This is a genomic window from Chitinivorax tropicus (genome assembly GCF_014202905.1).
Taxonomy (GTDB): domain Bacteria; phylum Pseudomonadota; class Gammaproteobacteria; order Burkholderiales; family SCOH01; genus Chitinivorax; species Chitinivorax tropicus.
Genome location: NZ_JACHHY010000010.1, coordinates 78,201 through 102,982, shown reverse-complemented (window position 1 = coordinate 102,982; position 24,782 = coordinate 78,201). Strand labels below are relative to the sequence as shown.

General features: G+C 55.0%; 19 protein-coding genes. 13 read left to right on the top strand and 6 right to left on the bottom strand.

What is annotated here, in order from left to right:
- Window positions 1-164 precede the first annotated feature (164 nt).
- Complete coding sequence (locus HNQ59_RS09540; protein ID WP_184038288.1) at window positions 165-1,451, bottom strand: M23 family metallopeptidase; 1,287 nt, start codon at window positions 1,449-1,451, stop codon at window positions 165-167.
- A gap of 235 nt (window positions 1,452-1,686) precedes the next feature.
- On the opposite strand from HNQ59_RS09540, the gene tyrS reads away from it, so the two are divergent.
- Window positions 1,687-2,889 carry a tyrosine--tRNA ligase gene (gene tyrS, locus HNQ59_RS09535; protein ID WP_184038285.1) on the top strand — a complete coding sequence of 401 codons (1,203 nt, stop codon included), beginning with the start codon at window positions 1,687-1,689 and terminating at the stop codon, window positions 2,887-2,889.
- Window positions 2,890-2,939: 50 nt separating this feature from the next.
- On the opposite strand, the gene HNQ59_RS09530 is transcribed toward tyrS, so the two are convergent.
- Both HNQ59_RS09530 and HNQ59_RS09525 read right to left on the bottom strand, forming a co-directional pair.
- Window positions 2,940-4,832 (bottom strand): ATP-binding protein, encoded by a 1,893-nt coding sequence (locus tag HNQ59_RS09530; protein WP_184038282.1) that lies wholly within the window; start codon window positions 4,830-4,832, stop codon window positions 2,940-2,942.
- Between the two features lie 7 nt (window positions 4,833-4,839).
- Window positions 4,840-6,135 (bottom strand): HD-GYP domain-containing protein, encoded by a 1,296-nt coding sequence (locus HNQ59_RS09525; protein ID WP_246490934.1) that lies wholly within the window; start codon window positions 6,133-6,135, stop codon window positions 4,840-4,842.
- Between the two features lie 317 nt (window positions 6,136-6,452).
- Between HNQ59_RS09525 and HNQ59_RS09520 the strand changes: the two genes are divergently transcribed.
- The 8 genes from HNQ59_RS09520 to HNQ59_RS09485 all read left to right on the top strand — a co-directional run bounded on the left by HNQ59_RS09520 (window position 6,453) and on the right by HNQ59_RS09485 (window position 17,850).
- On the top strand, window positions 6,453-7,142 hold the full coding sequence (locus HNQ59_RS09520) for a TetR/AcrR family transcriptional regulator (RefSeq protein ID WP_184038279.1): 690 nt from the start codon (window positions 6,453-6,455) through the stop codon (window positions 7,140-7,142).
- Between the two features lie 27 nt (window positions 7,143-7,169).
- Window positions 7,170-9,623 (top strand): acyl-CoA dehydrogenase, encoded by a 2,454-nt coding sequence (locus HNQ59_RS09515; protein WP_184038276.1) that lies wholly within the window; start codon window positions 7,170-7,172, stop codon window positions 9,621-9,623.
- Between the two features lie 52 nt (window positions 9,624-9,675).
- A complete protein-coding gene (locus tag HNQ59_RS09510) occupies window positions 9,676-10,089 on the top strand; it encodes an acyl-CoA thioesterase (protein WP_184038274.1) in 414 nt (137 codons plus the stop codon).
- A gap of 203 nt (window positions 10,090-10,292) precedes the next feature.
- Complete coding sequence (locus tag HNQ59_RS09505) at window positions 10,293-11,897, top strand: OmpP1/FadL family transporter (RefSeq protein ID WP_184038271.1); 1,605 nt, start codon at window positions 10,293-10,295, stop codon at window positions 11,895-11,897.
- 112 nt (window positions 11,898-12,009) lie between these two features.
- Entirely contained in the window at window positions 12,010-14,382 is a 2,373-nt protein-coding gene (locus HNQ59_RS09500; RefSeq protein WP_184038268.1) for a 3-hydroxyacyl-CoA dehydrogenase/enoyl-CoA hydratase family protein, read from the top strand.
- 105 nt (window positions 14,383-14,487) lie between these two features.
- The gene (locus HNQ59_RS09495) at window positions 14,488-15,693 is read left to right on the top strand and encodes an acetyl-CoA C-acyltransferase (RefSeq protein WP_184038266.1); all 1,206 of its coding nucleotides are present in this window, start codon (window positions 14,488-14,490) and stop codon (window positions 15,691-15,693) included.
- A gap of 236 nt (window positions 15,694-15,929) precedes the next feature.
- A complete protein-coding gene (locus tag HNQ59_RS09490; protein WP_184038263.1) occupies window positions 15,930-17,174 on the top strand; it encodes an ABC transporter substrate-binding protein in 1,245 nt (414 codons plus the stop codon).
- A gap of 103 nt (window positions 17,175-17,277) precedes the next feature.
- Window positions 17,278-17,850, top strand: coding sequence for a chalcone isomerase family protein (locus HNQ59_RS09485; protein ID WP_184038260.1), 573 nt, complete (start codon window positions 17,278-17,280; stop codon window positions 17,848-17,850).
- 191 nt (window positions 17,851-18,041) lie between these two features.
- On the opposite strand, the gene HNQ59_RS09480 is transcribed toward HNQ59_RS09485, so the two are convergent.
- Together HNQ59_RS09480 and HNQ59_RS09475 are read right to left on the bottom strand one after the other, a co-directional pair.
- Window positions 18,042-19,685: a hypothetical protein gene (locus tag HNQ59_RS09480; protein ID WP_184038257.1), complete on the bottom strand. Its 1,644-nt coding sequence runs from the start codon at window positions 19,683-19,685 to the stop codon at window positions 18,042-18,044.
- A gap of 195 nt (window positions 19,686-19,880) precedes the next feature.
- Complete coding sequence (locus HNQ59_RS09475) at window positions 19,881-21,047, bottom strand: aminotransferase class I/II-fold pyridoxal phosphate-dependent enzyme (RefSeq protein ID WP_184038254.1); 1,167 nt, start codon at window positions 21,045-21,047, stop codon at window positions 19,881-19,883.
- Window positions 21,048-21,699: 652 nt separating this feature from the next.
- Here HNQ59_RS09475 and HNQ59_RS09470 point away from each other — a divergent pair.
- From HNQ59_RS09470 to trpD, 4 genes are all read left to right on the top strand, one after another.
- Window positions 21,700-21,900 (top strand): hypothetical protein, encoded by a 201-nt coding sequence (locus HNQ59_RS09470; RefSeq protein ID WP_184038251.1) that lies wholly within the window; start codon window positions 21,700-21,702, stop codon window positions 21,898-21,900.
- A gap of 458 nt (window positions 21,901-22,358) precedes the next feature.
- Entirely contained in the window at window positions 22,359-22,928 is a 570-nt protein-coding gene (locus tag HNQ59_RS09465) for an aminodeoxychorismate/anthranilate synthase component II (protein ID WP_184038249.1), read from the top strand.
- Between the two features lie 118 nt (window positions 22,929-23,046).
- Window positions 23,047-23,253, top strand: a complete 207-nt coding sequence (locus HNQ59_RS09460; protein WP_184038246.1) for a hypothetical protein — start codon at window positions 23,047-23,049, stop codon at window positions 23,251-23,253.
- Window positions 23,254-23,296: 43 nt separating this feature from the next.
- Window positions 23,297-24,328, top strand: a complete 1,032-nt coding sequence (gene trpD, locus HNQ59_RS09455) for an anthranilate phosphoribosyltransferase (protein ID WP_184038243.1) — start codon at window positions 23,297-23,299, stop codon at window positions 24,326-24,328.
- A 76-nt stretch (window positions 24,329-24,404) separates the two neighbouring features.
- Here trpD and HNQ59_RS09450 read toward each other — a convergent pair whose 3' ends face one another.
- A complete protein-coding gene (locus tag HNQ59_RS09450) occupies window positions 24,405-24,749 on the bottom strand; it encodes an FKBP-type peptidyl-prolyl cis-trans isomerase (protein WP_184038240.1) in 345 nt (114 codons plus the stop codon).
- Window positions 24,750-24,782: the final 33 nt, after the last annotated feature.

Below are 24,782 nucleotides of genomic sequence, written 5' to 3'. Positions count from 1 at the left end.
CAATTTATATTGATCCAGATCAGAGTGGCTTACCAATATAAGCAAAGGTGGCAAGTGGGGCGAGTGCCGGTTTGATCGGTTGGCGATAAATGGAAGAACAAAGCCCTGCGCGAGCGGCAGGGCTTTGAATGAAGGCCGAAGGTGAAGACGCCTGGCCCGGATGACTACTCGAATTTGGCGAGGTTGGTGCCATGCAGCAGATCCAACATATGGCTGCGCTCGGCTGAGAGTTTCTTGAACGCGATGGCATCGGTCTGGGCGAGCTGGCTGGCAACAGGCACGACGTTGGTCAGCGGGTCTTTCGGCTCCCCTTCGACCCGGAATTCATAATGCAGATGCGGCCCGGTAGCCCAGCCGGTCTGGCCAACGTATCCAATCACTTCGCCTTGGCTGACTTTACTGCCCTTGCGCAGTCCTTGCGCAAACCCGCTCAGGTGGCCGTAGAGAGTGCTGTATTTGCCATTGTGTTTGAGGATGATGACGTTTCCATAACCGCCCATTTTGCCAATTGTCTCAACAGTCGCATCGGCAGTGGCCTTGACCTTGGTGCCGCTGGGCGCTGCATAATCCACGCCTTTGTGTGCCCGCCACTTCTGCAGGACGGGATGGAATCGTGCGATTGTGAAGCCGGAGCTGATGCGAGAAAATTCCAATGGTGAACGCAAGAAGGCTTTTTTCAGATTTTTGCCGTCGGCAGAATAGTATCCGGCTTTACCTTCGCGATCGATGAAATACACCATGCGATAGGTTTTACCCGCATTGGTGAACTCTGCGGCCAGGATTTTGCCGGGTTTCACCTGCTCGCCGTTCTGGGTCATCATGTCATACACAACGGTAAAGCGATCGCCTTTTTGCAGGTCTTTGTGAAAGTCGATGCTGGCACCGAAGATTTCGACCATCTGTGCGGCCACTGCATCTGGTAGATTGGCCTTGTCAGTGGCGGCGAACAGTGAGCTGGAAATGACGCCGGATTTCATCACTGTGACGGATGAATATTGTGGCTCGGTGTTATGCACGCGGAAGCTGTCGCCATCTCGTTGTAGGGAAATCACGTTTCCATCGGTGTCGATGTATCGCAATTCCAACAGCTTGCCATCTGCTGCGCTGTGGGTGCTGAGGTTGCGTCCAGCACGGAGTTTGAAGAATGGTTTGGCGCTTTCATCATTGCGGATGAAGGTCTCGGCGTCCTTGTCGGACACCTGCATGCGCCCCAGCAAGGCCGGGAGGGTATCGCCGGCCCGAACGCGTTCTTCTCGCCAATAGCTCTCAGTCTCGGCTGTGTCCGGATGGCTTTCCGGTAGCGTCAATTGTAGGGATTCACTCACCATGGCTGTTTCGATGGGCTCTGATTCACTCATTGGCGCGATGGCAAATGCACCGATGGTGGCAAAGAGCGGAAGGCTGGAGAGCCCGATCAGCCAGCGCAACTTGTGATGCTTTGGCTTCTGCATGGAATTTTGTGTTAGATTTATTGGTTTTTGAAACGTCATTCGTTGTATTCGATCCTCAAAACAGGCGTGAGAGTACCCCAAAACGCGCCGGCATGCAAAGGAAAATAGTTATCCAGGCAATGACTTAGATCATGGAAATTGCTGTGGGGCGGTTCCTGATGCGAGATTATTGGTTGTTATCATTCATGACAACACAGCGAGTGCGTTAGAGTTCATCTTAAAGAAAGAGTTCCTCATGTCCTTGGATAGTCAACAAGCACTCAACGAAATCAAGCGTGGCTGCGAAGAGTTGCTGATCGAAGCGGAGTTGTTGGAAAAACTGAAAAGTGGCCGTCCGTTGCGGATCAAGGCTGGCTTTGATCCGACAGCGCCTGACCTGCACTTGGGGCATACCGTACTGCTCAACAAGATGCGCCATTTTCAGGAGCTGGGTCATCAGGTGATTTTCCTGATTGGCGATTTTACCGGCATGATTGGCGACCCCAGCGGAAAAAATACGACGCGGCCCCCGCTGACAAGGGAGCAGATTGCTGATAATGCGAAAACTTATGCTGAACAGGTATTCAAGATTCTGAAGCCGGAGCAGACGGAAGTACGCTTCAATTCGGAATGGATGGAGCAGCTGGGGGCTGCAGGTATGTTGAAGCTGGCCGCCAGCCATACGGTGGCGCGCATGTTGGAGCGTGATGATTTCGACAAGCGTTTCAAGGGTAATCAGCCCATTGCGATCCATGAGTTCCTCTATCCGTTGATGCAGGGATATGACTCGGTTGCGTTGAAGTCGGATGTCGAATTGGGTGGCACAGACCAGAAGTTCAACCTGTTGATGGGGCGTGAGCTGCAGAAGCAGCACGGGCAGTCGCCGCAGGTGGTGTTGATGATGCCTTTGCTGGAAGGGTTGGATGGTGTCAATAAGATGTCCAAATCATTGGGCAACTATATTGGTATCAATGAGCCAGCCAACGAGATCTTCGGTAAGGTGATGTCGATTTCCGATGAATTGATGTGGCGTTGGTATGATTTGCTGAGTTTCCGTCCGATCAGCGAGATCGCGGGGCTTAAGCAGGAGGTTGCGGGTGGCCGTAATCCTCGTGATATCAAAGTGATGCTGGCACAGGAGCTGGTGGCCCGCTTCCATGGCCAGGCTGCGGCAGAGGGTGCATTGGCTGAGTTCGAGGCGCGGTTCCAGCGTGGGGCATTGCCGGAGGATATGCCGGAGTTGACCATTGCTGTCGAGGCGGCGGGTGCCGGTCTTTTGAATGTGCTCAAGCAGGCGGGCTTGGTGACTTCCTCAAAAGAGGGGGTTCGGATGATCGAACAGGGTGGCGTGAAGATCGATGGTGAAAAGGTGAGTGACAAATCATTGACCTTGTCCAAGGGGGTGACGGTTGTGTTGCAAGTAGGCAAGCACAAGTTTGCGCGGGTGACGCTGGACTAGTGCCACTCGGTGCGCGGAGGATTCGGAAAGCCGACCTGGGTCGGCTTTTTTCATTGGTTTGGTTTGTTCAGAAGCTCATCGATCTCGCTGACCAGGCTATTGAAGTTGATGGGTTTGGTCAGGTAGCGATTGAAGCCTGCAGCCAGCCCAGCTGAGATGTCGCCAGCTTGAGCGTCTGCAGATAGGGCCAGGGCCGGGAGGGTGGTCAGATTGGGTATGGTGCGGAGCTTGGCCAGGATCTCACTGCCTTTCATATCGGGTAGATTCATATCCGAGATGAGCAGATCGGGTGTATGCGCGGTGGCTTGCTGCAGGGCTTGTAAACCTGAGCTGGCCGTCAACAGGTGAAGATTGGGGCGATGTTTCTGCAGGATGCTTTTCAGGAGCAGCATACTGCTTCGATCGTCTTCGACGCATAACACGGTATGGTGGGCATGGTCTGCCGACTTGGCTTGTGGTGGGTTGTCCAGATGCGGGGTGGTGGGCTGGGTTGCAGTGGGCAGGTCGATCCAGAACGTGCTGCCGACGCCTTCTGCAGAGCTGACCCCGACATCGCCCCCCATCAATTGGGCCAGGCGCTGGGTGAATGCCAGGCCGATGCCGGTTCCTTCCACTTTGTGTTGCTCTTTGCCGACACGGGTAAAGGCCTGAAACAGCTTTGTCAAATCTGTCTCGCTGATGCCGATGCCGTTGTCCTTGATGAAGATCCGCGTCTGCTTTTCGTTGCCGGTGACCTGAACCGTGACTTTGCCATGCGGTCGGTTGTATTTGCAGCCATTTGACAGCAGATTCAGAATCATCTGCTTGAGTCGGGTCGGATCAGCCCGAACCAGCTGTGCCGGGCTGGGCTCCAGGTGTACTGTCACCCGATGACGCTGCGCAATCGGTTGGATCAACATCAGGCAGTCATTGATCAGGGCTTGTATATCGACGGATTCCAGCGTGACGGACAGCTTGCCTGCTTCGAGTTTGGCGAAGTCCAGGATTTCATTGATCAGCTCCAGCAGGTGCCAGCCTGCCTTGGTGATGTGCTGCACGGTGTCCCGCTGAGTGGCGGGCAGGTCATCTGCCAGCATCTGCGAAAAACCGATGATCGCGTTCAGCGGGGTGCGTAGCTCATGGCTGATCTGTGAGAGGAATTCCGCTTTGACACGATTGGCTTGTTCAGCCTCGTCGCGGGCTACTCTCAATGCCGCTTCGGTCTGGATTCGGTGGGTGATGTCTGCAAAGCTGAACACCCGGCCCACCACATGCTCGCGGATGCTCTGCGGCATTGAGTGCCGTTCGAATACCCGGCCATCCTTGAACTCGATGAGATCATCGCTTTCATTGTGAAGATCTTCGGTGATTTCCACCAATCGAGCCAGGTACTCATCTGGTTGCGACACCTGCTCGGTCATGGCATCCAGTATCTCGCTGTCATCCTGTCTTGCCAGCAGGTCATCGCCAAGCTGCCACATGCGGGCAAAGCGATGGTTGATGTTGACGATCCTGCCGGTGGTGTCGGTCACCAGAATGCCGTCCGCAGTGGCTTCCAGTGTTGCCTGCAGCATGGATGTGTAGTGTTCGAGCGCTTGTGCCGTTTGTTGGCGGGCGCTGGTGTCCCGCGCACAGATCAAGAGTAGGCGAGGGTGGCCAGGCATGGGCACAATGCTTTTTTCAACGTCGATCAGCTGCCCATCGGCTCGTCTGTACTGGCCTTCGACATGGTGGATCGATTGCACGATGCCGGTGCTGACCGCATCCCAATAGAACACATCTTGTAGTGATGCCTCGATATCGGTAATTGATAGCTGGGTGATGTCATCGAGCGAGTAGCTCAACGATTGCAGGGCCGTCTGATTGGCCGCCACCACTTGCAGGCTGTTGGTATCGACCGCGAGCAGCAGATCACTGGCGATGTCGAACAAGGCGTGTTGGATCGATCGTATCGACGTGTTCACAGTATGCTCACGAGGGTTTGGTGTTGCCGGATGCGCTGTCGAAGTAATAATTCACCCGCTTTCGAGGGCTGAGGTAGTCGTAGATTGGTCGTGGCAGCTGGCCGGGGCGGATGCTGGCGACGATCGAGAGATCGCTCTCCTGGGCTAGATCGACAATGATGGCCTCGGTCTTGGGGACATTGGGATCGAACACCACGGCGCATGGCTTGAGTGGATTGGCCGAATTCACCGAAACGATCATGCCGATCACATCATTGGACAATTTGACCACGGAACCAGGGGGATATACCCCCAGGCAGCGTATGAAAGTCTTCATCATGGTGGTGTCGAAATGGTTTCGGTGCTGTGCGAACAGCTGGGACAACGCCTCGTGCGGGGTGAGGGAGTTGGCTGGGTTAGGGCAGTTGCACAGGTTGTCATAGAGATTGACGATGGCCAGCAGCTTGGCCAGCGGTGAAATCTGGTCACCCTGTAGATGGCCAGGGTAGCCCGTTCCGTCGATATATTCATGGTGTTGAAGCACCACCTCGGCTGCTCGCTTGCTCAGGCCCACCTTGGCTGCGATCTTCAAGCCAAATACGGTGTGCTGATTGAACAGCTCCTGCTCGACAAAAGAAAGGGGGTCTGACTTCAACAGAATCTTGTCAGGGATCTCCACCTTGCCGATGTCGTGAAACATGGCCCCCATCCCCAGCTCCCGGATGTCCTCAGCGGGCATATTGATCTCTTTTGCCAACATCATGGCCAGAACAGCGACGTTGAGTGAGTGGAAATAAACCTCCTCGCCTGCAACCTTGTCATTCATCAGGTGTATGGCGATCTCACGGTCGAGCAGCAGTGAATCCACCATGCCCTCAACCAGCGTGCTGGCCTCCTTCAAGGCTTCTGCCGGGCGGGCGAACAGGTTCTTGGTAATGTTCTTGATGGCAGTGGCCGCCCGATGGAATTTTTTTTCACACTCTGCAATGGCGGCACGTTGCTGGTTCAATTTCTCCAGCCGGGCACGTTTGGCCAGAATGGCGGGATTGTCCTGTATCGCCAGCGGCGCAACTTGCGCAGGCGCTGATTGGGCTTGGCGTGGCAAGGGTTTGGTATCGCTTTTTTTGGGATCGAAGCGGATACGGCTCAGACCCAGCGATTGGATCGTCGCGATCTGCTCGCCGTTCTTGATCTTGAAACTGCCCAGAGGGAAGGGATGATCCATCCATCCCAGATCCAGATGGATATATAACCCGGCACATAACTGATCCGGCGTGATGTATTCCGCGTTGGGGTTGTCAGCCATGGTGTGATCGGAAGTCATGCAATGTCGTTGCTGATGCTGTTGTGCGGCTTCATTGTCCATGTCAGGAAACCGTATCAACTGAACCTAGCATAGCAGCTGGGTAGGTAAGTTGCAGGTGTGGGGTGTGATTTTTAGGCAAGTGGTTGTTATTGGTGGATAAAGACCAGTTTGCCACCACCCGGTATCTGATGCGGCTGAATGGCGGGCGGAAAGCTGGGGAAGCCTGGGAAAATGCATGCAGGGGGCCAATGGTAAAAGATTCGGGTTGACAAAGTGGTGACGCAAACGTATGTTTCAAACAATCGTTTGATCAATATTCTGTTCCATTACCCGCGATGTCTGTCACTGATACCAATAAAGATACGGCCACCCGCATTCTGGATGCGGCTGAGGTGCTGTTTGTCGAACATGGTTTCGAAGCTACTTCGCTACGCATGATCACCCAGCGGGCCGAGGTCAACCTTGCCGCAGTCAACTATCACTTCGGCTCCAAGGAAGTGTTGTTCCAGGGCGTGGTGGGACGCCGGTTGGCGCCCTATAACCAGGAATGCGTCCAAGAGCTTGAGCGAGCCCAGCAGGAGCAGGGCGAGACCGCCTTGGATGTGATGGGTATCGTGTCGGCATTTCTACGTCCGGCATTGCGGATGGCCAAGGACCCGGCAAAAGGCGGTCTGATGTTCATCCGCCTGATGTCCAGGGTGTTTTCCGAGCCCCACCAGGCCTTGCGGGAAATGCTGCCACGGCATTACCAGGCCGTGCTGGAGGCGTATAGCACCTCGCTGAAGCGGGCCTTGCCGCATCTGAGCACGGAAGAGGTGCTGTGGCGTCTGCATTTTGCATTGGGTACGGTGTTCTATGCCTTTGCCGGTAACGATGTCGTGAAATTGTTCATGAAAAGTCATGTGCCTGGTGCGAGAGATCCGCAGCAGGTGGTGAGTCATTTGCTGCCTTATGTGGTGGCTGGTTTGACAGCACCCGGCCAGCGTCAGTCAGACGTGGGCGTGGTTTCGCCGGTGATGCGATAGTCAGTTGTTTGCGTAGGAAAGATAGTCATGTTGCTTTGGTATGTATTGATTCCTGTCGTTGTCGTGCTGGTCTTGGGTTATCTGCGGGCGCCATTGATGGCGTGGTCTGCAGCGCTCTTGGCAGGTGCGGCCTATTTGTCATTCGGCCAGACTGCAGGCCTCGCTTGGTTTGCGGTGGCGCTGTCGCTGTCGGTACTGTTGAACATCAAACCGTTGCGTCGTCTGTTGGTGACAGGCCCTATTTTCGGGGTTTTCAAGAAAATCACCCCCGCTATGTCGCAGACCGAACAAGAGGCAATCAACGCCGGTACCGTCTGGTGGGATCGTGACCTGTTCTCGGGCAAGCCGGACTTCGCGAAGCTCCATGCCTTTCCTGCACCCAAGTTGAGCGCAGAGGAACAGGCATTCCTGGACGGCCCGACAGAGCAACTCTGCAAGATGATTGATGATTGGAAGATCACTCATGAATTGAAGGACCTGCCGCCTGAAGTCTGGCAGTTCATCAAGGATCACGGTTTTCTGGGCATGATCATCAAGAAGCAATATGGCGGTCTGGAGTTCTCCAATTACGGCCATGCCAAGGTTGTGACCAAAATTGCCAGCCGTGGCGGCTCTGCAGCCGTATCAGTCATGGTGCCCAACTCATTGGGACCGGGTGAGCTGTTGCAGCACTACGGCACAGAAGCACAGAAAAACTACTATCTGCCGCGTCTGGCCAAGGGCCTGGAGATTCCATGCTTTGCATTGACCAGCCCCTATGCTGGCTCGGATGCAGGGGGCATCCCTGACTATGGGATCGTCTGCAAAGGCGCCTACACCGACCCTCGCACCGGCGAGCATCATGAAAATGTGCTGGGAATTCGTGTCAGCTGGGAAAAGCGCTGGATCACTTTGGCACCGATCTCGACCATTCTGGGCTTGGCGTTCAAGCTGTATGACCCGGATCACCTGTTGGGCGAAAAGGAAGATGTCGGCATCACCTGTGCCCTGGTGCCGACCGAACATGTGGGTGTCCACATTGGCCGCCGTCATTGGCCGGGTGGCGCGGTTTTCATGAATGGCCCAACCTGGGGCAAAGATGTATTCATTCCGCTGGATTGGATCATCGGTGGTCGCGAATTCGCTGGACAAGGCTGGCGCATGCTGGTCGAGTGCCTGTCGGTCGGTCGCTGCATTTCATTGCCTGCCATGTCGGTTGCATCAGGCCAGCTGGCCAGCTATGTGACAGGGGCGTTTGCCCGTATCCGTGATCAGTTCGGCTTGGCAATCGGCAAGTTTGAAGGCGTGGATGAAGCCATGGCCCGTATCGGTGGCTACACCTATCAAATGGATGCCGCCCAGCGTCTGGCCTTGGTAGGGCTGGACATAGGCGAAAAGCCATCGGTGCTGTCAGCGGTATTGAAGTATCACAACACTGAGCGCATGCGCAAAACGCTGAATGACGCTATGGATGTCCATGGCGGCAAGGCGGTGGTCGTTGGGCCACGTAACTACCTGGCGCGCGCCTATCAGGCCATCCCCATTGCCATCACCGTGGAAGGTGCCAACATCCTGACCCGTAGCATGATCATCTATGGGCAAGGGGCGATCCGATGCCATCCATTTGTGTTGCGTGAAATGCGGGCGGCCATGGCGAACGATGCGGTCGATTTTGACGAAGCATTCATTGGCCACCTGGGCTTTGTCGGCAGTAATCTGATCCGGTCGTTGGTGCTGGGCCTGACTGGCAGCAAGGTGGCGGGTAGCCCGGTCAGCGGCCCACATGCCGGGTATTACCGTGATATCACACGTTTCTCCAGTGCCTTTGCCCTGTTGTCTGACATGGCCATGTTCTCACTGGGCGGCGCACTGAAATTCCGCGAAAAGCTGTCGGCCCGATTAGGTGACATGCTGTCTGGTTTGTATCTGGCAACGGCAGCCCTGAAGCGTTATGCCGATGAAGGCAATCAACCGGAAGATCTGCCATTGTTGAAATGGGCCGTCGAATCAGCGCTGTACGATGTGCAGCAAGCCATTGATGGTTTCCTGGCCAACCTGCCCAGTCGCCCATTGGCGTGGGTGTTGCGCCGTGCCATCTTCCCGCTGGGTATGCATTTCAAGCAGCCATCTGACAAGACCGGCACCCAGGTCGCTGCACTGATGATGCAGCCAGGCCACGCCCGTGATCGTCTCACCAAGGGCATCTATGTGCCCCAGGAAGAAAGCGATCCCGTTGGTGTGTTGGCCCCGGCCTTGTTGGCCACGATCGAGACTGATGCCATCGAGAACAAGCTCCGCAAGGCGCAACGTGAAGGCAAGCTCAAAGAAGCGCCAACAGCAGCCCGCCTGCAAGAGGCACTGAACAAGGGTGTCATCACGCAGGTCGAATTCGAAGCGGTCAAGCGGGCACGTTGGTTGAAACGGCAGGTGATCATGGTGGATGACTTCGACATGCAGCTCAATCAACACGACACTCAATTGTTCGAGCGGCAGCCTGTCTGACCACAGACACTTTGACTGGCCGATACGCCGGCTGCACTGACTGGAGAAGCTTATGACCAATCAACAGGAACATCACACCAGCCTGCCCGAGGTGCAGCCCATCATGCGCATCATGCCGATGCCGGCTGATGCGAATGCCCAGGGCGCCATTTTTGGTGGCTGGATGATGATGCAGGTGGATATTGCCGGCTCGATCGAGGCGCAACGCTGTGCCCAGGGCGCGGTGACAACGGTGGCGGTCAATGCCTTCCAATTTCATCAACCTGTTCATGTGGGTGATTTGGTGAGCTTCTATGTCGAGCGTCTGCGGGTTGGCAAGACATCGGTGACCGTCAAAGTTGAAGTATTTGCTCAAAGACACCCCGATTTGGCGAACGTGGTGAAGGTCACCGAGGCCATGCTGACATATGTGGCAGTGGATGCCGCAGGCCATGCCAGAGAGTTGCCGCCAGAGATCGTAGAGTAAGGTAGTACAAGGGTTAAATACGGTTTTGGCTAAGTCGGATTAGGTTTCGTTTATTAACAAAGTCTTATGAAAATAGGGGCCGCGCGAGTTTCTAAACGGCGTTAAAAATTTGGTGTTTTGCTCTAAACATGACCCTGAATTGATGTATGCTTGCTTACACTCGAGAGACGATCGCGAGAGAACCAGTATGAAGGAGACACAATATGAAACGTAACGTAATCCGCTTATCCCTGATGGCTATCGGTGTGGTTGGTGCACAAGCTGCACTGGCCTCTGGCTATCATTTTGGTACGCAGAGTGCTGCGGGCCAAGGCGTAGCCAACGCCAACAGTGCAGAAGCGGCAGACGCTTCGACCATTTTCCATAACCCAGCTGGTCTGACCAAGCTGGAGGGTACTCAGGTATCCGGCGTGTTGAATATCGTAGACCCGAAAGTCGCATTCCATGACCAGGGTTCCACCATATCATCCCCTGATCTGGCGGCTGCGGTGCCATCTGTCTTTGGCGCGCCGAGATCCACCGGCACCAATGAGGGTGGCAAGTTCGCGGATCGCACTGCCGTGCCACATTTCTACTTCTCGCACAAAATCAATGACCAGATGAGCTTTGGCGTGGGGGCCTTTGTACCATTTGGCTCCAAGACGACTTACGATGCTGGCTGGGTTGGTCGCTACAACGTCGTTGAGACCGAAGTGAAAACCTTTGCCATCAACCCATCGTTCGCCTATCGCATCAACCCGATGATCTCGGTGGGTGGGGGCGTGACCATGCAATACGCCAAGGGGAAACTGGGCCGGAAGGTGAACTATGGCGGCATGATCGCCGGCGCTCTTGCGAAGAGCGTGCCTGGTGCGGCGCAGAGCGCTGCAAGTGCAGCCGGGCAACGTGTCCTTGCCGCTGGTGGCACACCCGCACAGGCTGCCCAAGCTGGCCGCGCAGCAGCAGCAGCTGTACAGAGCGATATGTTGGCCAAGGCGTCAGCCGCTTTCGGCAACCCCGATTACGACGGCTATATCTCAGTGGAAGGTGATGACTGGGGCTATGGCTACAACTTCGGGGTGATGTTTGAATTCGACCCGAATACCCGTCTGGGCTTGTCCTATCGCTCCAAGGTCTCTCACAAGCTGAAGGGGAATGGCGATTGGTCAACACCCGACTCCGTCCGTAACTATACTTACACTTTCGGTGGGGTGACCAGTCAGGTCGGCGCCGCGGTAGCACAAGCCATCGAGGCACCGTTCAACCCGGCAACCGGCACCCTGGGTCATGCAGATTCAGGTGCCAACGTGGCAGTGGATACCCCAGAATCGCTGTCGATCGGCTTCTTCAAGCAGATCAATGATACATGGGCAGTGATGGCAGACTACACCCGTTCCCGTCATTCCCGCTTCAAGGAGCTGCGGATCGATTTCGATTCCACGACGCCTGACAGCATCACCCCCGAAAACTGGAAAGACACCAACAAGTTTGCGCTGGGCACCAATGTTCGCCTGAATGAGAGCTGGATGCTGCGCTTTGGCTGGCAGCTGGATCGCTCACCTGTGACTGATGCCAACAGAACCCCCAGCATTCCGGATGGCAACCGGACCTGGTATTCGATGGGTGCAAACTATCGTTTCAACAAGAATACCTCGATTGATCTCGCCTATAGTCTGGTCAAAGTCGATGTCGGCTCCATCAATGCGACCGACAACAACGATGGCAAATGGCCAGCTGATCGCAACTGCAACTGCAGCAATGCGACCGTTCGCGGGAACTTCGATGTGAAAGCCAATATTGTCGGGTTGCAAGTCAACCATGTCTTCTAAGCAGTCCGACAGGCTGAATCAGGGCATCTTCTAGCCCGATGAATGTGGGTCTGGTGGTGGGCCGATGGCCGACCCCAGCCCCGATGATCAATGTCCAACCCTCGAGGAAGCTATGTCTCAGACTTCTAAATTCGTGGTACGCAAGGTGGCTGTGCTTGGCGCCGGTGTGATGGGCGCACAGATTGCTGCACACCTCGCCAATGCCAATGTGGAGGCCGTTCTGTTCGATTTGCCGGCCAAGGAAGGCAATCCGAATGGTATCGTACTGAAAGCCATCGACAATCTTAAGAAGCTGAAGCCTTCGCCAGTGGGCCGCAAGGAAAAGGCCGATTTCATCACCCCGGCGAATTATGACCAGCACCTCGAGTTGCTGCGCGAATGTGATGTCGTCATCGAGGCGATCGCTGAGCGCATGGATTGGAAACTGGATTTGTACAAGAAGGTCGCGCCGTTCCTGAATGAGCATGCGATTTTCGCCACCAATACCTCAGGCTTGAGCATCAACAAGCTGGCTGAAGGTTGCCCAGACAGCATGCGCTCACGCTTCTGCGGCATTCACTTCTTCAATCCGCCACGCTATATGCATCTGGTGGAGATCATTCCTTGCGTCAATACTGACGCCAGCAAGCTGGATCAACTGGAAGAATTCCTGGTGACCACCCTGGGTAAAGGCGTGGTACGTGCCAAAGATACACCGAACTTTGTCGCCAACCGTATCGGCGTCTTCTCGATGCTGGCGTGTATCCATAACGCAGACAAATTCGGCATCCGTTTCGATGTCGTTGATGACCTGACCGGCCCGCGTCTGGGGCGCCCTAAGTCGGCCACCTTCCGTACAGCAGACGTGGTCGGCCTGGATACCTTCGCGCACGTGGTCAAGACCATGCAGGACACGTTGCCGAATGACCCATGGCACCCACTGTTCAAGTCGCCCGAGTGGCTGACCAAGCTGATCGAGGCGGGTGCGCTGGGTCAGAAAACCAAGGCCGGTATCTACAAAAAAGACGGTAAGCTGAAGCTGGTGTTGGATCCCAAAGCGGGCAACTATGTTGAGGCTGGTCAAAAGGGCGACGATCGCGTCAAGGAAATCCTGAAAAATCAGGACGTGACGGCCAAACTGAAGGCGTTGCGTGAGTCCGAGCTGCCTCAGGCTCAGTTCCTGTGGGCTTGCTTCCGTGACGTGTTCCATTACATTGCCTACCACTTGGCTGATATTGCTGATAACGCCCGTGACGTGGATTTCGCCATTCGCTGGGGCTTTGGCTGGTCAGAAGGTCCATTCGAGACCTGGCAGGCTGCAGGGCTCAAACAGGTGGCTGAATGGATCAAAGAAGACATCGCTGCAGGCAAAGGCATCGCAGGTGCCGAGCTGCCAGCCTGGGCATTTGAGCGTGATACGTTGCATAGCGATGCAGGCTCATACAGCCCATCCAAGAATGCGCTGGTGCCCCGCTCCACGCTGCCGGTCTATCAGCGACAGCTGTTCCCGGCACGACTGGTGGGCGAGTCGGCGCCAGTCTATGGTGAAACTGTGTTTGAAAATGATGGAGCACGTGTCTGGACGCAAGGTGATGGCGTATTGATCATCTCCTTCAAATCCAAAGCACATGCCATCGGCCCGGATGTCGTTGCCGCTGTCAACAAGGCCGTTGATTTGGCCGAGGCTGGCTACAAGGGCTTGGTGATCTGGCAGACCGAAGATCCGTTCTCGGTCGGTGCTGACCTGATGTCCATGGGCCCTGCATTCATGGCTGGCCAGTGGGAGCAGATCGACGATATGGTGCGTCAGTTCCAGAACACCTCCATGCGTCTGCGCTACAGCCAAGTACCCACCGTTGCTGCCACCAAGAATTATGTCTTTGGCGGTGGATGTGAATTCGCCATGCACTGCGACAAGGTGGTCGCTCATCTCGAAACCTATATCGGCCTGGTCGAGGTGGGTGTCGGTCTGCTGCCCGGCGGCGGCGGGTGTAAGGAATTTGCGTTGCGTGCGGCACAAGAGGCCAAGGGTGACGTATTCAAGTCGTTGACCGATTATTTCATGGCCATTGCCACGGCCAAGGTCGGCACCTCTGCGCAGGAGGGCCAGGAGTTTGGTTATCTGCGTAAGACCGATGTAGTGGTGTTCAATGAATATGAGCTGCTGCATGTGGCCAAACAGCAGGTATTGGCCATGTATGAGACTGGATATCGCGCACCGCTGAAGGTGAAAGGCTTTACTGTGGCAGGGCGGGCGGGTGCTGCTTCGATCCGTGGTCAGCTGACCAATATGAAAGAAGGTAACTTCATCAGCGAACATGACTACCACATCGCTGCCACCATCGCGGATGTGATGACCGGTGGTGATGTCGAAGCTGGTACGCTGGTGGATGAGCAATGGATTCTCGATCTGGAGCGCAAGGCTTTCATCAGCTTGTTGAAGCATCCGAAGTCGCAAGAGCGGATCTTCTACATGCTGCAGAACAACAAGCCGCTGCGTAACTGATCAGGCCCACCACAGGGGCGCCACTGGCGAGCCCTGTTGTGCCCGGAGGCCCAGTTAGATGGGCCATCCCGGCAGGTCAAAAGAATTCAATTGGAGAATGTTGAAATGACGAAGCAAGTTCAAGAAGCTTACATCGTAGCCACGACCCGTACCCCGGTCGGCAAAGCCCCTCGTGGCATGATGCGCAATGTCCGCCCCGACGATATGTTGGCCCATGTCATTAAAGGCGCATTGGCCCAAGTGCCGGCGTTGGATGTCAATCTGATCGAAGACTGCGTGGTGGGTTGTGCCTTCCCAGAGGCAGAGCAAGGCCTGAACATGGCCCGGATCGGCGTGTTGTTGGCCGGCCTGCCAGACACCGTAGGTGGTGTGACCATCAACCGTTACTGCTCGTCGGGCATCAATGCGGTGCAGATGGCGGCAGACCGCATCCGCACAGGCGAAGCCGATGTGGTGATTGCCGCGGGCTCTGAGTCGATGTCCATGGTGCCGATGATGGGTAACAAGATTTCCCTGAACCCGGAAGTCTTCGCCAAGGATGAGAACATTGCCATTGCCTACGGCATGGGCTTGACCGCGGAAAAAGTTGCCCAGCAATGGCAAGTGTCTCGCGAAGATCAAGATGCCTTTGCTGTGGAGTCCCACCGTCGCGCCATCGCCGCCATTCAGGCGGGTGAATTCAAAGATGAAATCACCCCGCTGGAAGCCATCTATCGCACACCGAATCTGGCAACAGGCGAGGTCGATATCGTCAAAAAGCTGCTGGACACCGATGAAGGCCCGCGCGGGGACACCAGCCCTGAGGGACTGGCCCGGTTGAAGACCGTATTCGATGCCAAGGGAACTGTCACCGCCGGTAACTCGTCGCAGATGTCGGATGGTGCGGGAGCGGTGATTCTGGTGTCAGAAAAGATCCTGAAGCAATTCAATCTGACACCACTGGCACGTTTCGTCAGCTTTGCGGTGAAGGGTGTGCCGCCCTCCATCATGGGGATCGGCCCCAAAGAGGCGATTCCAGCTGCATTGCGTATTGCGGGTCTGACCAAGGAAGACATCGCCTGGATGGAGCTGAACGAAGCATTTGCCGCGCAAGCATTGGCGGTGATCCGCGATCTGGACCTCGACACCAGCAAAATCAACCCGCTAGGCGGCGCGATTGCGTTGGGTCACCCGCTGGGTGCAACCGGGGCAATCCGCACCGCGACGTTGATCCATGGCATGCGTCGGCGCGGTATGCAGGGTAAGTACGGCATGGTGACCATGTGTATCGGTACCGGCATGGGCGCGGCAGGTATCATCCAAGTGCTTTGATATATTATTAAATTAATAATTACGGAAGTTTGTTGTGGGGAGGGTGTGCACCTTCCCCTTTTTGTTGGTAAAATTTAGAGTATTTCACCAAAATGACAGTTTGACCTTCCATGCGATCAGGCATAGAAAGTCTTATGGGTGTGTTGTACTGCTGTATTAGAGTTTTGCTTTTTGATGGGTATAAATTCTTCTATTGGCATAATCTTATTTGATTTGCATTGTGAAGGGAGTCGGGAATGGCCATCATGCATCTGAAGAAGCTGGTTGTAGCCACGGGTGTCGCGTTGATGAGTACTTGGACATGTGGGGCTGGCATTTCAGACGACGTAGTCCGCATAGGCGTTCTGACGGACATGTCCGGTGTCTATGCCGATGTGGGCGGTAAAGGGGCCGTCACCGCAGCGCAGATGGCGGCCAAGGATTTTGGCGGCAAGGTGCTGGGCAAGCGGATCGAAATCATCAGTGCAGATCATAAAAATGAACTGGATGATGCCATGGCCATCGCCAAGACCTGGGATCTACAGCGCCCCCGCGTCGATATGGTGACGGAGTTGATGAATTCACAGGTGGCAATTGGTGTCTCGAAGTATTTTTCCGAACGTGGCGTGGTGTCGATCAAGACGGGTGCGTCGACCTCTGCCTTGACCAACGATGCCTGCAGCCGTCTGGCGGTGGACTGGGTATACGATGCTTATGCTGCATCACATGGCCTGCTGAAAGAGTTGATTGCCGATGGCGTCAAGAGTTTCTCGGTCATGGCGACCGACTATGGCGACAAGACTGATAAAGCTACGGCCAACGATATCTTTCTGGCCGCCATGGCTGCCAGAAAGGCGGGTGGTAAAGTCTACGCGCCATTTGTCAAGACACCCCCCTCCAATGTTGACTTCACGCCTTATCTGCTCAAGATGCAGGAGAGCGGTGCGCAAGGCATGGTGTTCGCCGTGGCAGGTGGTGATTTTGTGAATGCCGTCAAGCAGGCACGCGAATTCGGGCTGTTCGGCCCAGAGCAGGAGCTGATCGGCATGGTGGTTTTCGATAGTGATGTCAAGGCGCTTGGTCTGGATGTGGCGCAGGGGATGAAGTTCATTGCAGGCTTCTATTGGGATCGTGACAATGAAACACGTGAATTTGCCAAGCGTTTCTTTGCCCTGACAAAGAAAATGCCGACTTCATCCCAGGCTGGGGTGTATTCCGGCGTCTTGCATTATCTGCGGGGGGTGCAGGCAGCGGGAACGGATGAAGGCAATGCTGTGATGGATAAGATGCGCGCCACCAAGATCAATGACTTTTTCGCGAAGGATGGCTATATCCGCGAGGACGGTCGCATGATGCATGATATGTATCTGATGGAAGTGAAAAAGCCGCTCGAATCAAAGGGCGAAGCACAATGGGATCTGTTGCGGATCAAGCGTGCGCTCAAGGCAGACAATGTGTTCAAGCCGTTGGCTCAAAGCACTTGCCCATTGGTCAAGAAATGACCGGGTTCATTGCATGATAGGCCCCGTTCCACGGCTGAATACGCCATCCGTTTGACGGATGAGCTTCAATGATGATTATGAAATCGAGATAAAGATAAAGGGGATGACGGTGAAACAATGGTTGGCTGTGTTGCTGCTCAGCGTGGCATCTTTACCTGCCATGGCGGCAGAGGTGGCGGGCGTCAAGTTGGATGACAAGGTCAATGTGACGGGCACGGAGCTGGCGCTGAATGGCGCGGGCGTGCGTAGTCGATTCGGATTGGCCAAGGTGTACGTGGCCGGTCTGTATCTGACTGGAAAGAGTAAAGATGCCGAAGCAATCATCGCCAGCAAGCAAACCCGGCGTGTGGTGCTCGTCATGAAGCGAGATGTCGAGGCGGACAAAATGCTGGATGCCTTCAAAGAGGGAATCGTAGCGAATACGACTGGCCCGGAGCTGGCTGCCATCCAACCGAAGATCGCTGAGATGGAAAAGATCTTCAAGGCAGTTCGGGAGGTCAAGGAAGGGGATGTGATACTGCTTGATTTCGGCTCAGATGGTGGAACGCGCATCACAGTCCGCAATCAAGCGAAAGAGGTCATCTCAGGCGCGGATTTCCAAGCAGCGCTGCTGCGTATCTGGCTGGGTAAAAAGCCTGTGCAGGATGAATTGAAGAAAGCCCTGCTGGAAGGGTGATTGTATTACCTATCCGACACGGCATGGTGCATCTTGCAGGCATCGGGTAGGCGGCTTGATTGGGTAGGCGGGATGCTTGCTACATGAAGCGCCAAGCTCTGTCCGCCGATGGGCCGTGAAATGGCGGTAAAAAGCACAAAAGCCGTGGCTGATGCCACGGCTTTTGTGCTTTTGGGCTGGCTCTGGTGGCTTCAAACAGCCAGTGCAACCACATGTTTGGCAAGCACAGCAAAGGGTGCACGAGCGTAGTCCGTGGTTTGTTCGATGGCAGGTTTGAGCTTGATGGTGAATGCCTTGCCCTGAGCCCGCATCTGTACGATCTTGCCTGATGCAAAATGATCTGCAGGGAGCAATAGGCAACGTGGGATAGCGCCGCCGTCTGCCTCCGGCAGATAAATGGCTTGTGAATGGCCGGTGCTGTGGGCGACCGATACAGCATCGTCCAGCTGCTCTGCATGCAATTCAACCAGAATCGGTGTGTGGTTGATGGTTTCGATGCCAGCGTATACATTTCCCGATTTGTCTTTTTGAATGCGTCGCACAATACCGATTGCAAAGCGGGTTTGTTCCTCTGGCTTGAGTCCAATCAAGTCGCCCACCACCAGATCGTCATCGAATTCAGAAGTGAAGCTGGCACCGATGCCATAAGGGCTGGCATTCTCCAATTTCCATTCGCGCACCTCGATATCCAGCTGCACCGCTTCGCGTTCTGGCATGGCGGGCATCGTGCTGGCAACGATTTCAAAACCTGCGTTACTTTTGCCTGCGTGCCGTGCAGGCTTGAAGCGCTCAGGGTGGCGTAGCTGTTCCAGCGTTTCCTGAAAGCCATGAATGACCTGTATGTTCTTTTTCTCCGGCTGGCGTTCATGTTTCCGTGTTGCGCTGGCCCCCTCGCGTGACCAGCGGTTGGCAATGGTCTCCAGTAGATCCAACCCCCCAGGCAAGCGGAAACTCTCACCCAGTCCCAGTCTGGCTGGCAATTCCCCCTGACGGATCTGTTCGATGACGTGCTCGATATGCTCGATCAGCGTGTCGGTGCTCCAGTAGCGGTACTTGGTATCGACCATGTTGCGCCGTAGTTTTCTGGCGGGTTTGGACTCCTCCAGATTCACGGCGAACAGTTGGCGGTATGGACGAACCTGACTATCCAGCGTCAGGTGTTGAGCCCAGCTTTCAAGCCACGTCGAGACTTGCAGGATCTGGGTGGGAAGCAAGGAAGTCGGCGCTGCCAGGTCCAGCATCAATGCCGCCAGATAGGTTTGGCTGGTGGTGGTGGGTAGTTGATCTGGAAAGCGTTTGATCGGCTCGTTGGCAAACCCTTCTGTCTCGGAAAACAGGTAAAGGCGGTGCAGGTTGCGCCAGATTCGTGCATCCACGGGAAGATAGCGGAGGTGGTGCCACCTGGCGATCATGCTGAAATGATAAAGGCCGCGCACGGTGATCAAAGGCAGATCTGCACTCAAGCTGCGTATTGGCTTTTCGACATATTGTCGCAGGCAGGTTTTATAGGCATTCGCCATTTCCGACCAGAATGCCATGATCGTCGGCAGATAATGTCTACCAAACCCAGTGTCGGCAATGTAATCGTCGCAGAGTGAAGTTTGTAGCGCCTGCGCTTTTTCATCGAGGTAGAGAATGGTCTTGAATCGCTCTTTGGCACCCAATTTGGGATTGGCATTCAGTGCACTGATGGTCTTGACGATCTCGATCTGGGCCTGGTGGATATCACCTTGAGGTAATTCTTGAACCCAAATGGTAGCAGATTTGAGGTTGTGCACGCCGTCAGACGGGGGGCGGCGCAACAGGGCAGAAATCAGCCCCTTGAAATCAAACATCGTAAGCCTTTCTAGGTTCCCTGTTCCTGCCCGCACCTGATTCTGTCTTATTTAATATGCTGGAGCAGGGTTATTGTTCTGATTATGCAATGGTAAACTGAATAAACACTGATTTTCAATCTTTTCGATGCGCCAGTCATGGGAAAAAAACAAGATATTTCCTTGTCATTTATGGGTTTAACTGTAAATCATTATTTAACTATCAATGAATGTCTTGATTCTCTGAATTGCCTCTTGCAGCCTGGGCAGGCTGGTGGTGTAAGCGAAGCGTAATGCCTGATCGGCGCCTGGCCCGCCAAAATCGATGCCGGGTGTAACGGCCACATAGTGGGCCTCCAGTAGGTCGGCGGCAAACTGCTCGGCATGCCGGGTGTGCCGTCGCGCATCGGCGTAGACATAGAAGGCGCCTTGCGGTGGTGCAGGGATGTCAAAGCCCAGCGCCAACAAGGCATGAGTCAAATAGTCACGCCGCGCCCGGAGCGCTTGGCGGCGGGATTCCACCAGCCGCAGCGTATCTGGCTCGAAAGCTGCCAAGGCGGCATATTGCGAAGGCGCAGAGGGTGACAGAAAGGCGTTCATGGCCAGCTTTTCGATGGCAGGCATCATGTACTCGGGTGCCACCATCCAGCCTAGTCGCCAGCCTGTCATCTGAAAATATTTGGAGAAGCTGTTGATGACCAGCGCACCAGCATGGCTGCTCAGCACGCTCCGATCAGGCCCGTCGTAGACCAGTCCCTGATAGATTTCATCAACAATCAATACTGCACCACGCTCCTGGCAGAGCTGCCCGATCCTGTCCAGCTCATCTGGTGCGATCAATGTGCCTGTCGGGTTGGCCGGGCTTGCCACCATGACAGCCTTGGTACGCGCACTCCAGTGGGCTGCCACCTTGGCGGCGGTCAATTGGTAATTCTCCGCTGGGCCGACATCCACCATGATCGGCACCCCTTCAAACATCTGAATGAAGTGGCGATTGCATGGGTAAGTTGGATTGCTCAGGATGACCTCATCCCCAGGAGAAAGCAGTGCGCTCAGGGCCAGCTGCAGCGCACCAGAGGCGCCAGGGGTGACTGCAACTTGGGCAGCAGGAATCGCTACCCCATAGTGATCTGCATAGAAATCAGCAATTGCTTGCCGCAGCAGCGGAATGCCAAGCGCTGGGGTGTAAGAGGTGTGCCCGGCTTGCAGCGCTCGGATACCTGCCTCGACGATGGCAGGGGGAGTAGGGAAGTCCGGCTCGCCAATTTCCATGTGTATGACATCTCTACCCGCCGCTTCCAGTGCTTTGGCACGGGCCAGCAATGCCATCACGCGGAAGGGTTCAATGTGGTGCAGGCGATTGGCGAGGGGTGGTGTGGGCATATTTAGGTGCGGTGCAATAGAAAAAGGGGTTTTCAGTATAACCATGGCGCCTGAGCACGTATATCGCCCTGGTTGATCCGGAGATATCTGAATGAATGATGAATGCCAGTGCGTATTATTGAGTTGGAATAATATCTGGCTTCGATGCAATAGTTTGGAAGTGGCGCAGCATAGACATATATCACCACGCTATCTGATCAATACAAAAAGAATTCAGAGTAGGCGGCTGGCCTAGCTGTGAAGGCATGAATCATGTGACCTGGAAAGAATTGTGGGTATTTGTTGCGAATAAGAACGCAGTTTTCATGGAAAATTGCTTGGAAAGAATAAAGGGAATATGAATTTCAACGATTGTATTTTCTGTAGGGTTGGTCAGGAAGTAATGTGGCTGACGACAGGTTCTGATCTGAATATGAAGTCAGTCACATTCATTGTATTTTGTGCGACGCAACATAATGAAGATTAACCGTTTGTCTGACGCGATTTGATTTTCGAGAAAATAGTGGTTTTTACATATATTCATGTCGTTTGAATTTTGCTACAGTATTATTAAGTGCTGATACACCGCTTGGAGAGTCAGCCAAAGGGCCGAGCTGCTGGATGGATTGGCCTGGATAAGATTGGAATGACGTTGTAACTGGAGAAGCCCAAGATGGGTAGTGTAGTCGAGCTGGCAAGTTATCGTCCCAAGACGGTTCGCCACGAGGATTTTGGACCTGCATTTTATTGTACCCGCTGTGCGTGCGAGCAATTCTACCTGCATGCCTCCGGCGACGTTCGTTGCGTCAAATGTAACGCCATCATGCGCAATATCAGCGTGATCGTCGGTCGAGTGGCGGACAGTAAGCTGTAGATCCAATACCCTGCCAACAAGTTGTCAATTCAGCGGCAGATGCTGTTCTGCAAGCCGCTTGTCATAGTCTTTCCGATTGCCACACGCGCCGAAGCCAGCGAACGGCTGGTTTGACCGGCGATTCAATGAGCGACCCGGTCGCCCAGATGACATTGCAAGACCAGTACTGTCTTGGCTGATATAGGCCGTTGTACTTGGATCTTGCCGCAATCGGGTCAGCCGCTCCTATATGCTCCGCCAGGTATGAAACATGTTTGCCGCCCGACCTTGCCTGAAAATGGGGTTGGCACGCAGCATGAAGCTCTGCCAACAGAGCCTAGACCAATGATGGCGGCGGCTGTAATAATGTGCCCTTTCGGGTGCCACAGCGCCGCCCACCCACCCCAGCGAAGGAAAAGCGGGTATCGATCGGCGGCAAAATAGGCGATGGCCTGATAAATCAAAGGATTAGAATAATTATGCTGCTGATGATCGATAACTATGATTCCTTCACCTATAACTTGGTTCAGTATTTTGGTGAGCTAGGGCAGGAGGTGGTGGTGCATCGCAATGATGAGATCTCATTGGATGAGATTGCTGCACTGCAACCTAAGTATCTGGTCTTGTCCCCAGGGCCGTGTACCCCCAATGAGGCAGGTGTGTCGGTGCCGGCCATTCATCGCTTTCAAGGTAAGCTGCCGATTCTGGGGGTGTGCCTGGGCCATCAGAGCATAGGTCAGGCATTTGGCGGCAAGATTGTGCATGCGCAGCAATTGATGCATGGCAAGGTGTCGCCAGTTCATCATCTGGATGTAGGGGTGTTCAAGGGATTGCCGAATCCGGTGACTTGCACCCGCTATCATAGCCTAGTGATTGAGCGTGAAAGCCTGCCTGATTGCCTGGAGATCACCGCTTGGACGGAAGATGGCGAGATCATGGGCGTGCGGCACAAGACATTGCCGATCGAGGGGGTGCAGTTTCACCCTGAATCCATTTTGACTGAACAAGGTCACCAGATGCTGAGGAACTTTCTGGAAGCCTTTGCCTAGAGATGAATCACATGGTTTCGGGTTGGTGGTGAACTGGCGCGAGGCGGGGCATCCGGCCTGCCAGCTTGGTTCGTGATCATCGCATACAGGCCAATCACTGTGATTTGATGTGGGCGGGGTGACGGCTGATGTCTGGTCGATGATCCGCTTCTGGTGCAAGCGTCGGTATCTGACCAGTGCCCGAGCCATCTGCGCGCTGTATGCCGAGTCGGCTGCGCATCTCCTGCTGTGGGGGTATTGGCGTGGTATGAATCGGGCGGGCGTGCCGGGTTCGCGCCTTCCAGGCAAGCCCGGTTTTGATAGTGGCTCAACGGGGTTGAGCTGACACATTGGCGCAGTCCTTGCGCATTCTAGTTGGGAGTAAAAGCATGATCACCCCTCAGGCCGCGTTGAACCGGCTGATTGATGGCAATGAGCTGTTTTATGACGAGATGGTGTCGCTGATGCGGCAGATCATGTCCGGGCAAGTGGCGCCGACGCAGGTTGCAGCGATTCTGATCGGGTTGCGGGTCAAGGTCGAGTCGGTTTCCGAGATTGCAGCTTCGGCCTCGGTCATGCGCGAATTCTCAACCAAGGTGCCGGTACGTGATCGTTTTCATCTGGTGGATACCTGCGGCACAGGTGGTGACAAGGCCCATACCTTCAATATCTCCACGACATCGGCGTTTGTTGCGGCGGGGGCGGGCGCGCGGGTGGCCAAGCATGGTGGTCGCTCGGTATCATCCAAGTCAGGCAGCGCGGATGTGTTGGAAGCGCTTGGCGTCAATCTCAACCTCACTCCTGAGCAAGTTGGGCATTGCATTGATGAGGTTGGGGTCGGTTTCATGTTTGCCCCCAATTATCACAGTGCCATGAAATATGTCGCGCCAGTGCGCAAGGAGCTGGGGGTGCGTACCATTTTCAACATCCTGGGGCCCCTGACCAACCCTGCCGGGGCTGAGAATCAGGTGATGGGGGTATTTCACCCGGATCTGGTCGGTATCCAGGCGCGTGTTTTGCAACAGCTGGGCAGCCGTCATGTGATGGTTGTGCACGGCAGTGATGGGCTGGATGAAATCACGTTGAATGGTGAGACATGGGTGGCTGAGCTGAAGCAAGGTGAGATCCGCCAGTATCAGATCCACCCTGGCCAATTCGGCATTCAAACCACCGAGCTGGATGCCATCCGCACCGTCGATGCAGAGCAATCCGCGGCCATGTTATTGAGTGTGCTCGACAACGAGCCCGGCCCGGCCCGGGACATTGTGTTGCTGAATGCGGGTGCGGCGATCTACACGGCTGGTGTGGCGCACACTCTGGAGACAGGCATTGAGCGGGCCAAAGATGCGCTGGAGAGTGGCGAAGCCAAGTACCGGTTGCAGCGGTTGATTGAGTTGAGCAATCAGCAACAGGCTGGATGACCGCTTCAGTTGAAGTGAAAAAGAAAAAGGTGCCGATCGGCACCTTTTTTCATCGCGGTGTGGCTTGTGTCCTGCCTCAGCGAACGGCCAATAGCTCTACCTCGAAGACCAGCGTGGCATTGGGTGGAATCACGCCGCCCGCGCCGTACTGGCCATAGCCCAATTCGGGCGGGATGGTCAGCTTGCGCTTGCCGCCGATCTTCATGCCAGCGACGCCTTCGTCCCAGCCCTTGATCACTTGGCCGCCGCCAAGCTGGAAGCGGAAAGGGTCGTTGCGATCCAGGCTGGAATCAAACTTGCTGCCATCGGTCAACCAGCCGGTGTAATGAACGGTCACCAACTGGCCGGGGTTGGCGGTGGCGCCTTCGCCCACGAGCAAATCTTCGGTGATCAGGCCGGACGGGTGTTCGGTCAAACTCATGGCAATCCTTCTGTGTTCGGGTGAAAAGGCGCA

Bases quoted from the DNA above. Each gene is read 5' to 3' on its own strand.
- HNQ59_RS09540 (WP_184038288.1), bottom strand. From the start codon at position 1,451: ATGCAGAAGCCAAAGCATCACAAGTTGCGCTGGCTGATCGGGCTCTCC.
- tyrS (WP_184038285.1), top strand. From the start codon at position 1,687: ATGTCCTTGGATAGTCAACAAGCACTCAACGAAATCAAGCGTGGCTGC.
- HNQ59_RS09525 (WP_246490934.1), bottom strand. From the start codon at position 6,135: ATGACTTCCGATCACACCATGGCTGACAACCCCAACGCGGAATACATC.
- HNQ59_RS09520 (WP_184038279.1), top strand. From the start codon at position 6,453: ATGTCTGTCACTGATACCAATAAAGATACGGCCACCCGCATTCTGGAT.
- HNQ59_RS09515 (WP_184038276.1), top strand. From the start codon at position 7,170: ATGTTGCTTTGGTATGTATTGATTCCTGTCGTTGTCGTGCTGGTCTTG.
- HNQ59_RS09510 (WP_184038274.1), top strand. From the start codon at position 9,676: ATGACCAATCAACAGGAACATCACACCAGCCTGCCCGAGGTGCAGCCC.
- HNQ59_RS09505 (WP_184038271.1), top strand. From the start codon at position 10,293: ATGAAACGTAACGTAATCCGCTTATCCCTGATGGCTATCGGTGTGGTT.
- HNQ59_RS09500 (WP_184038268.1), top strand. From the start codon at position 12,010: ATGTCTCAGACTTCTAAATTCGTGGTACGCAAGGTGGCTGTGCTTGGC.
- HNQ59_RS09495 (WP_184038266.1), top strand. From the start codon at position 14,488: ATGACGAAGCAAGTTCAAGAAGCTTACATCGTAGCCACGACCCGTACC.
- HNQ59_RS09490 (WP_184038263.1), top strand. From the start codon at position 15,930: ATGGCCATCATGCATCTGAAGAAGCTGGTTGTAGCCACGGGTGTCGCG.
- HNQ59_RS09485 (WP_184038260.1), top strand. From the start codon at position 17,278: ATGACGGTGAAACAATGGTTGGCTGTGTTGCTGCTCAGCGTGGCATCT.
- HNQ59_RS09480 (WP_184038257.1), bottom strand. From the start codon at position 19,685: ATGTTTGATTTCAAGGGGCTGATTTCTGCCCTGTTGCGCCGCCCCCCG.
- HNQ59_RS09475 (WP_184038254.1), bottom strand. From the start codon at position 21,047: ATGCCCACACCACCCCTCGCCAATCGCCTGCACCACATTGAACCCTTC.
- HNQ59_RS09470 (WP_184038251.1), top strand. From the start codon at position 21,700: ATGGGTAGTGTAGTCGAGCTGGCAAGTTATCGTCCCAAGACGGTTCGC.
- HNQ59_RS09465 (WP_184038249.1), top strand. From the start codon at position 22,359: ATGCTGCTGATGATCGATAACTATGATTCCTTCACCTATAACTTGGTT.
- trpD (WP_184038243.1), top strand. From the start codon at position 23,297: ATGATCACCCCTCAGGCCGCGTTGAACCGGCTGATTGATGGCAATGAG.
- HNQ59_RS09450 (WP_184038240.1), bottom strand. From the start codon at position 24,749: ATGAGTTTGACCGAACACCCGTCCGGCCTGATCACCGAAGATTTGCTC.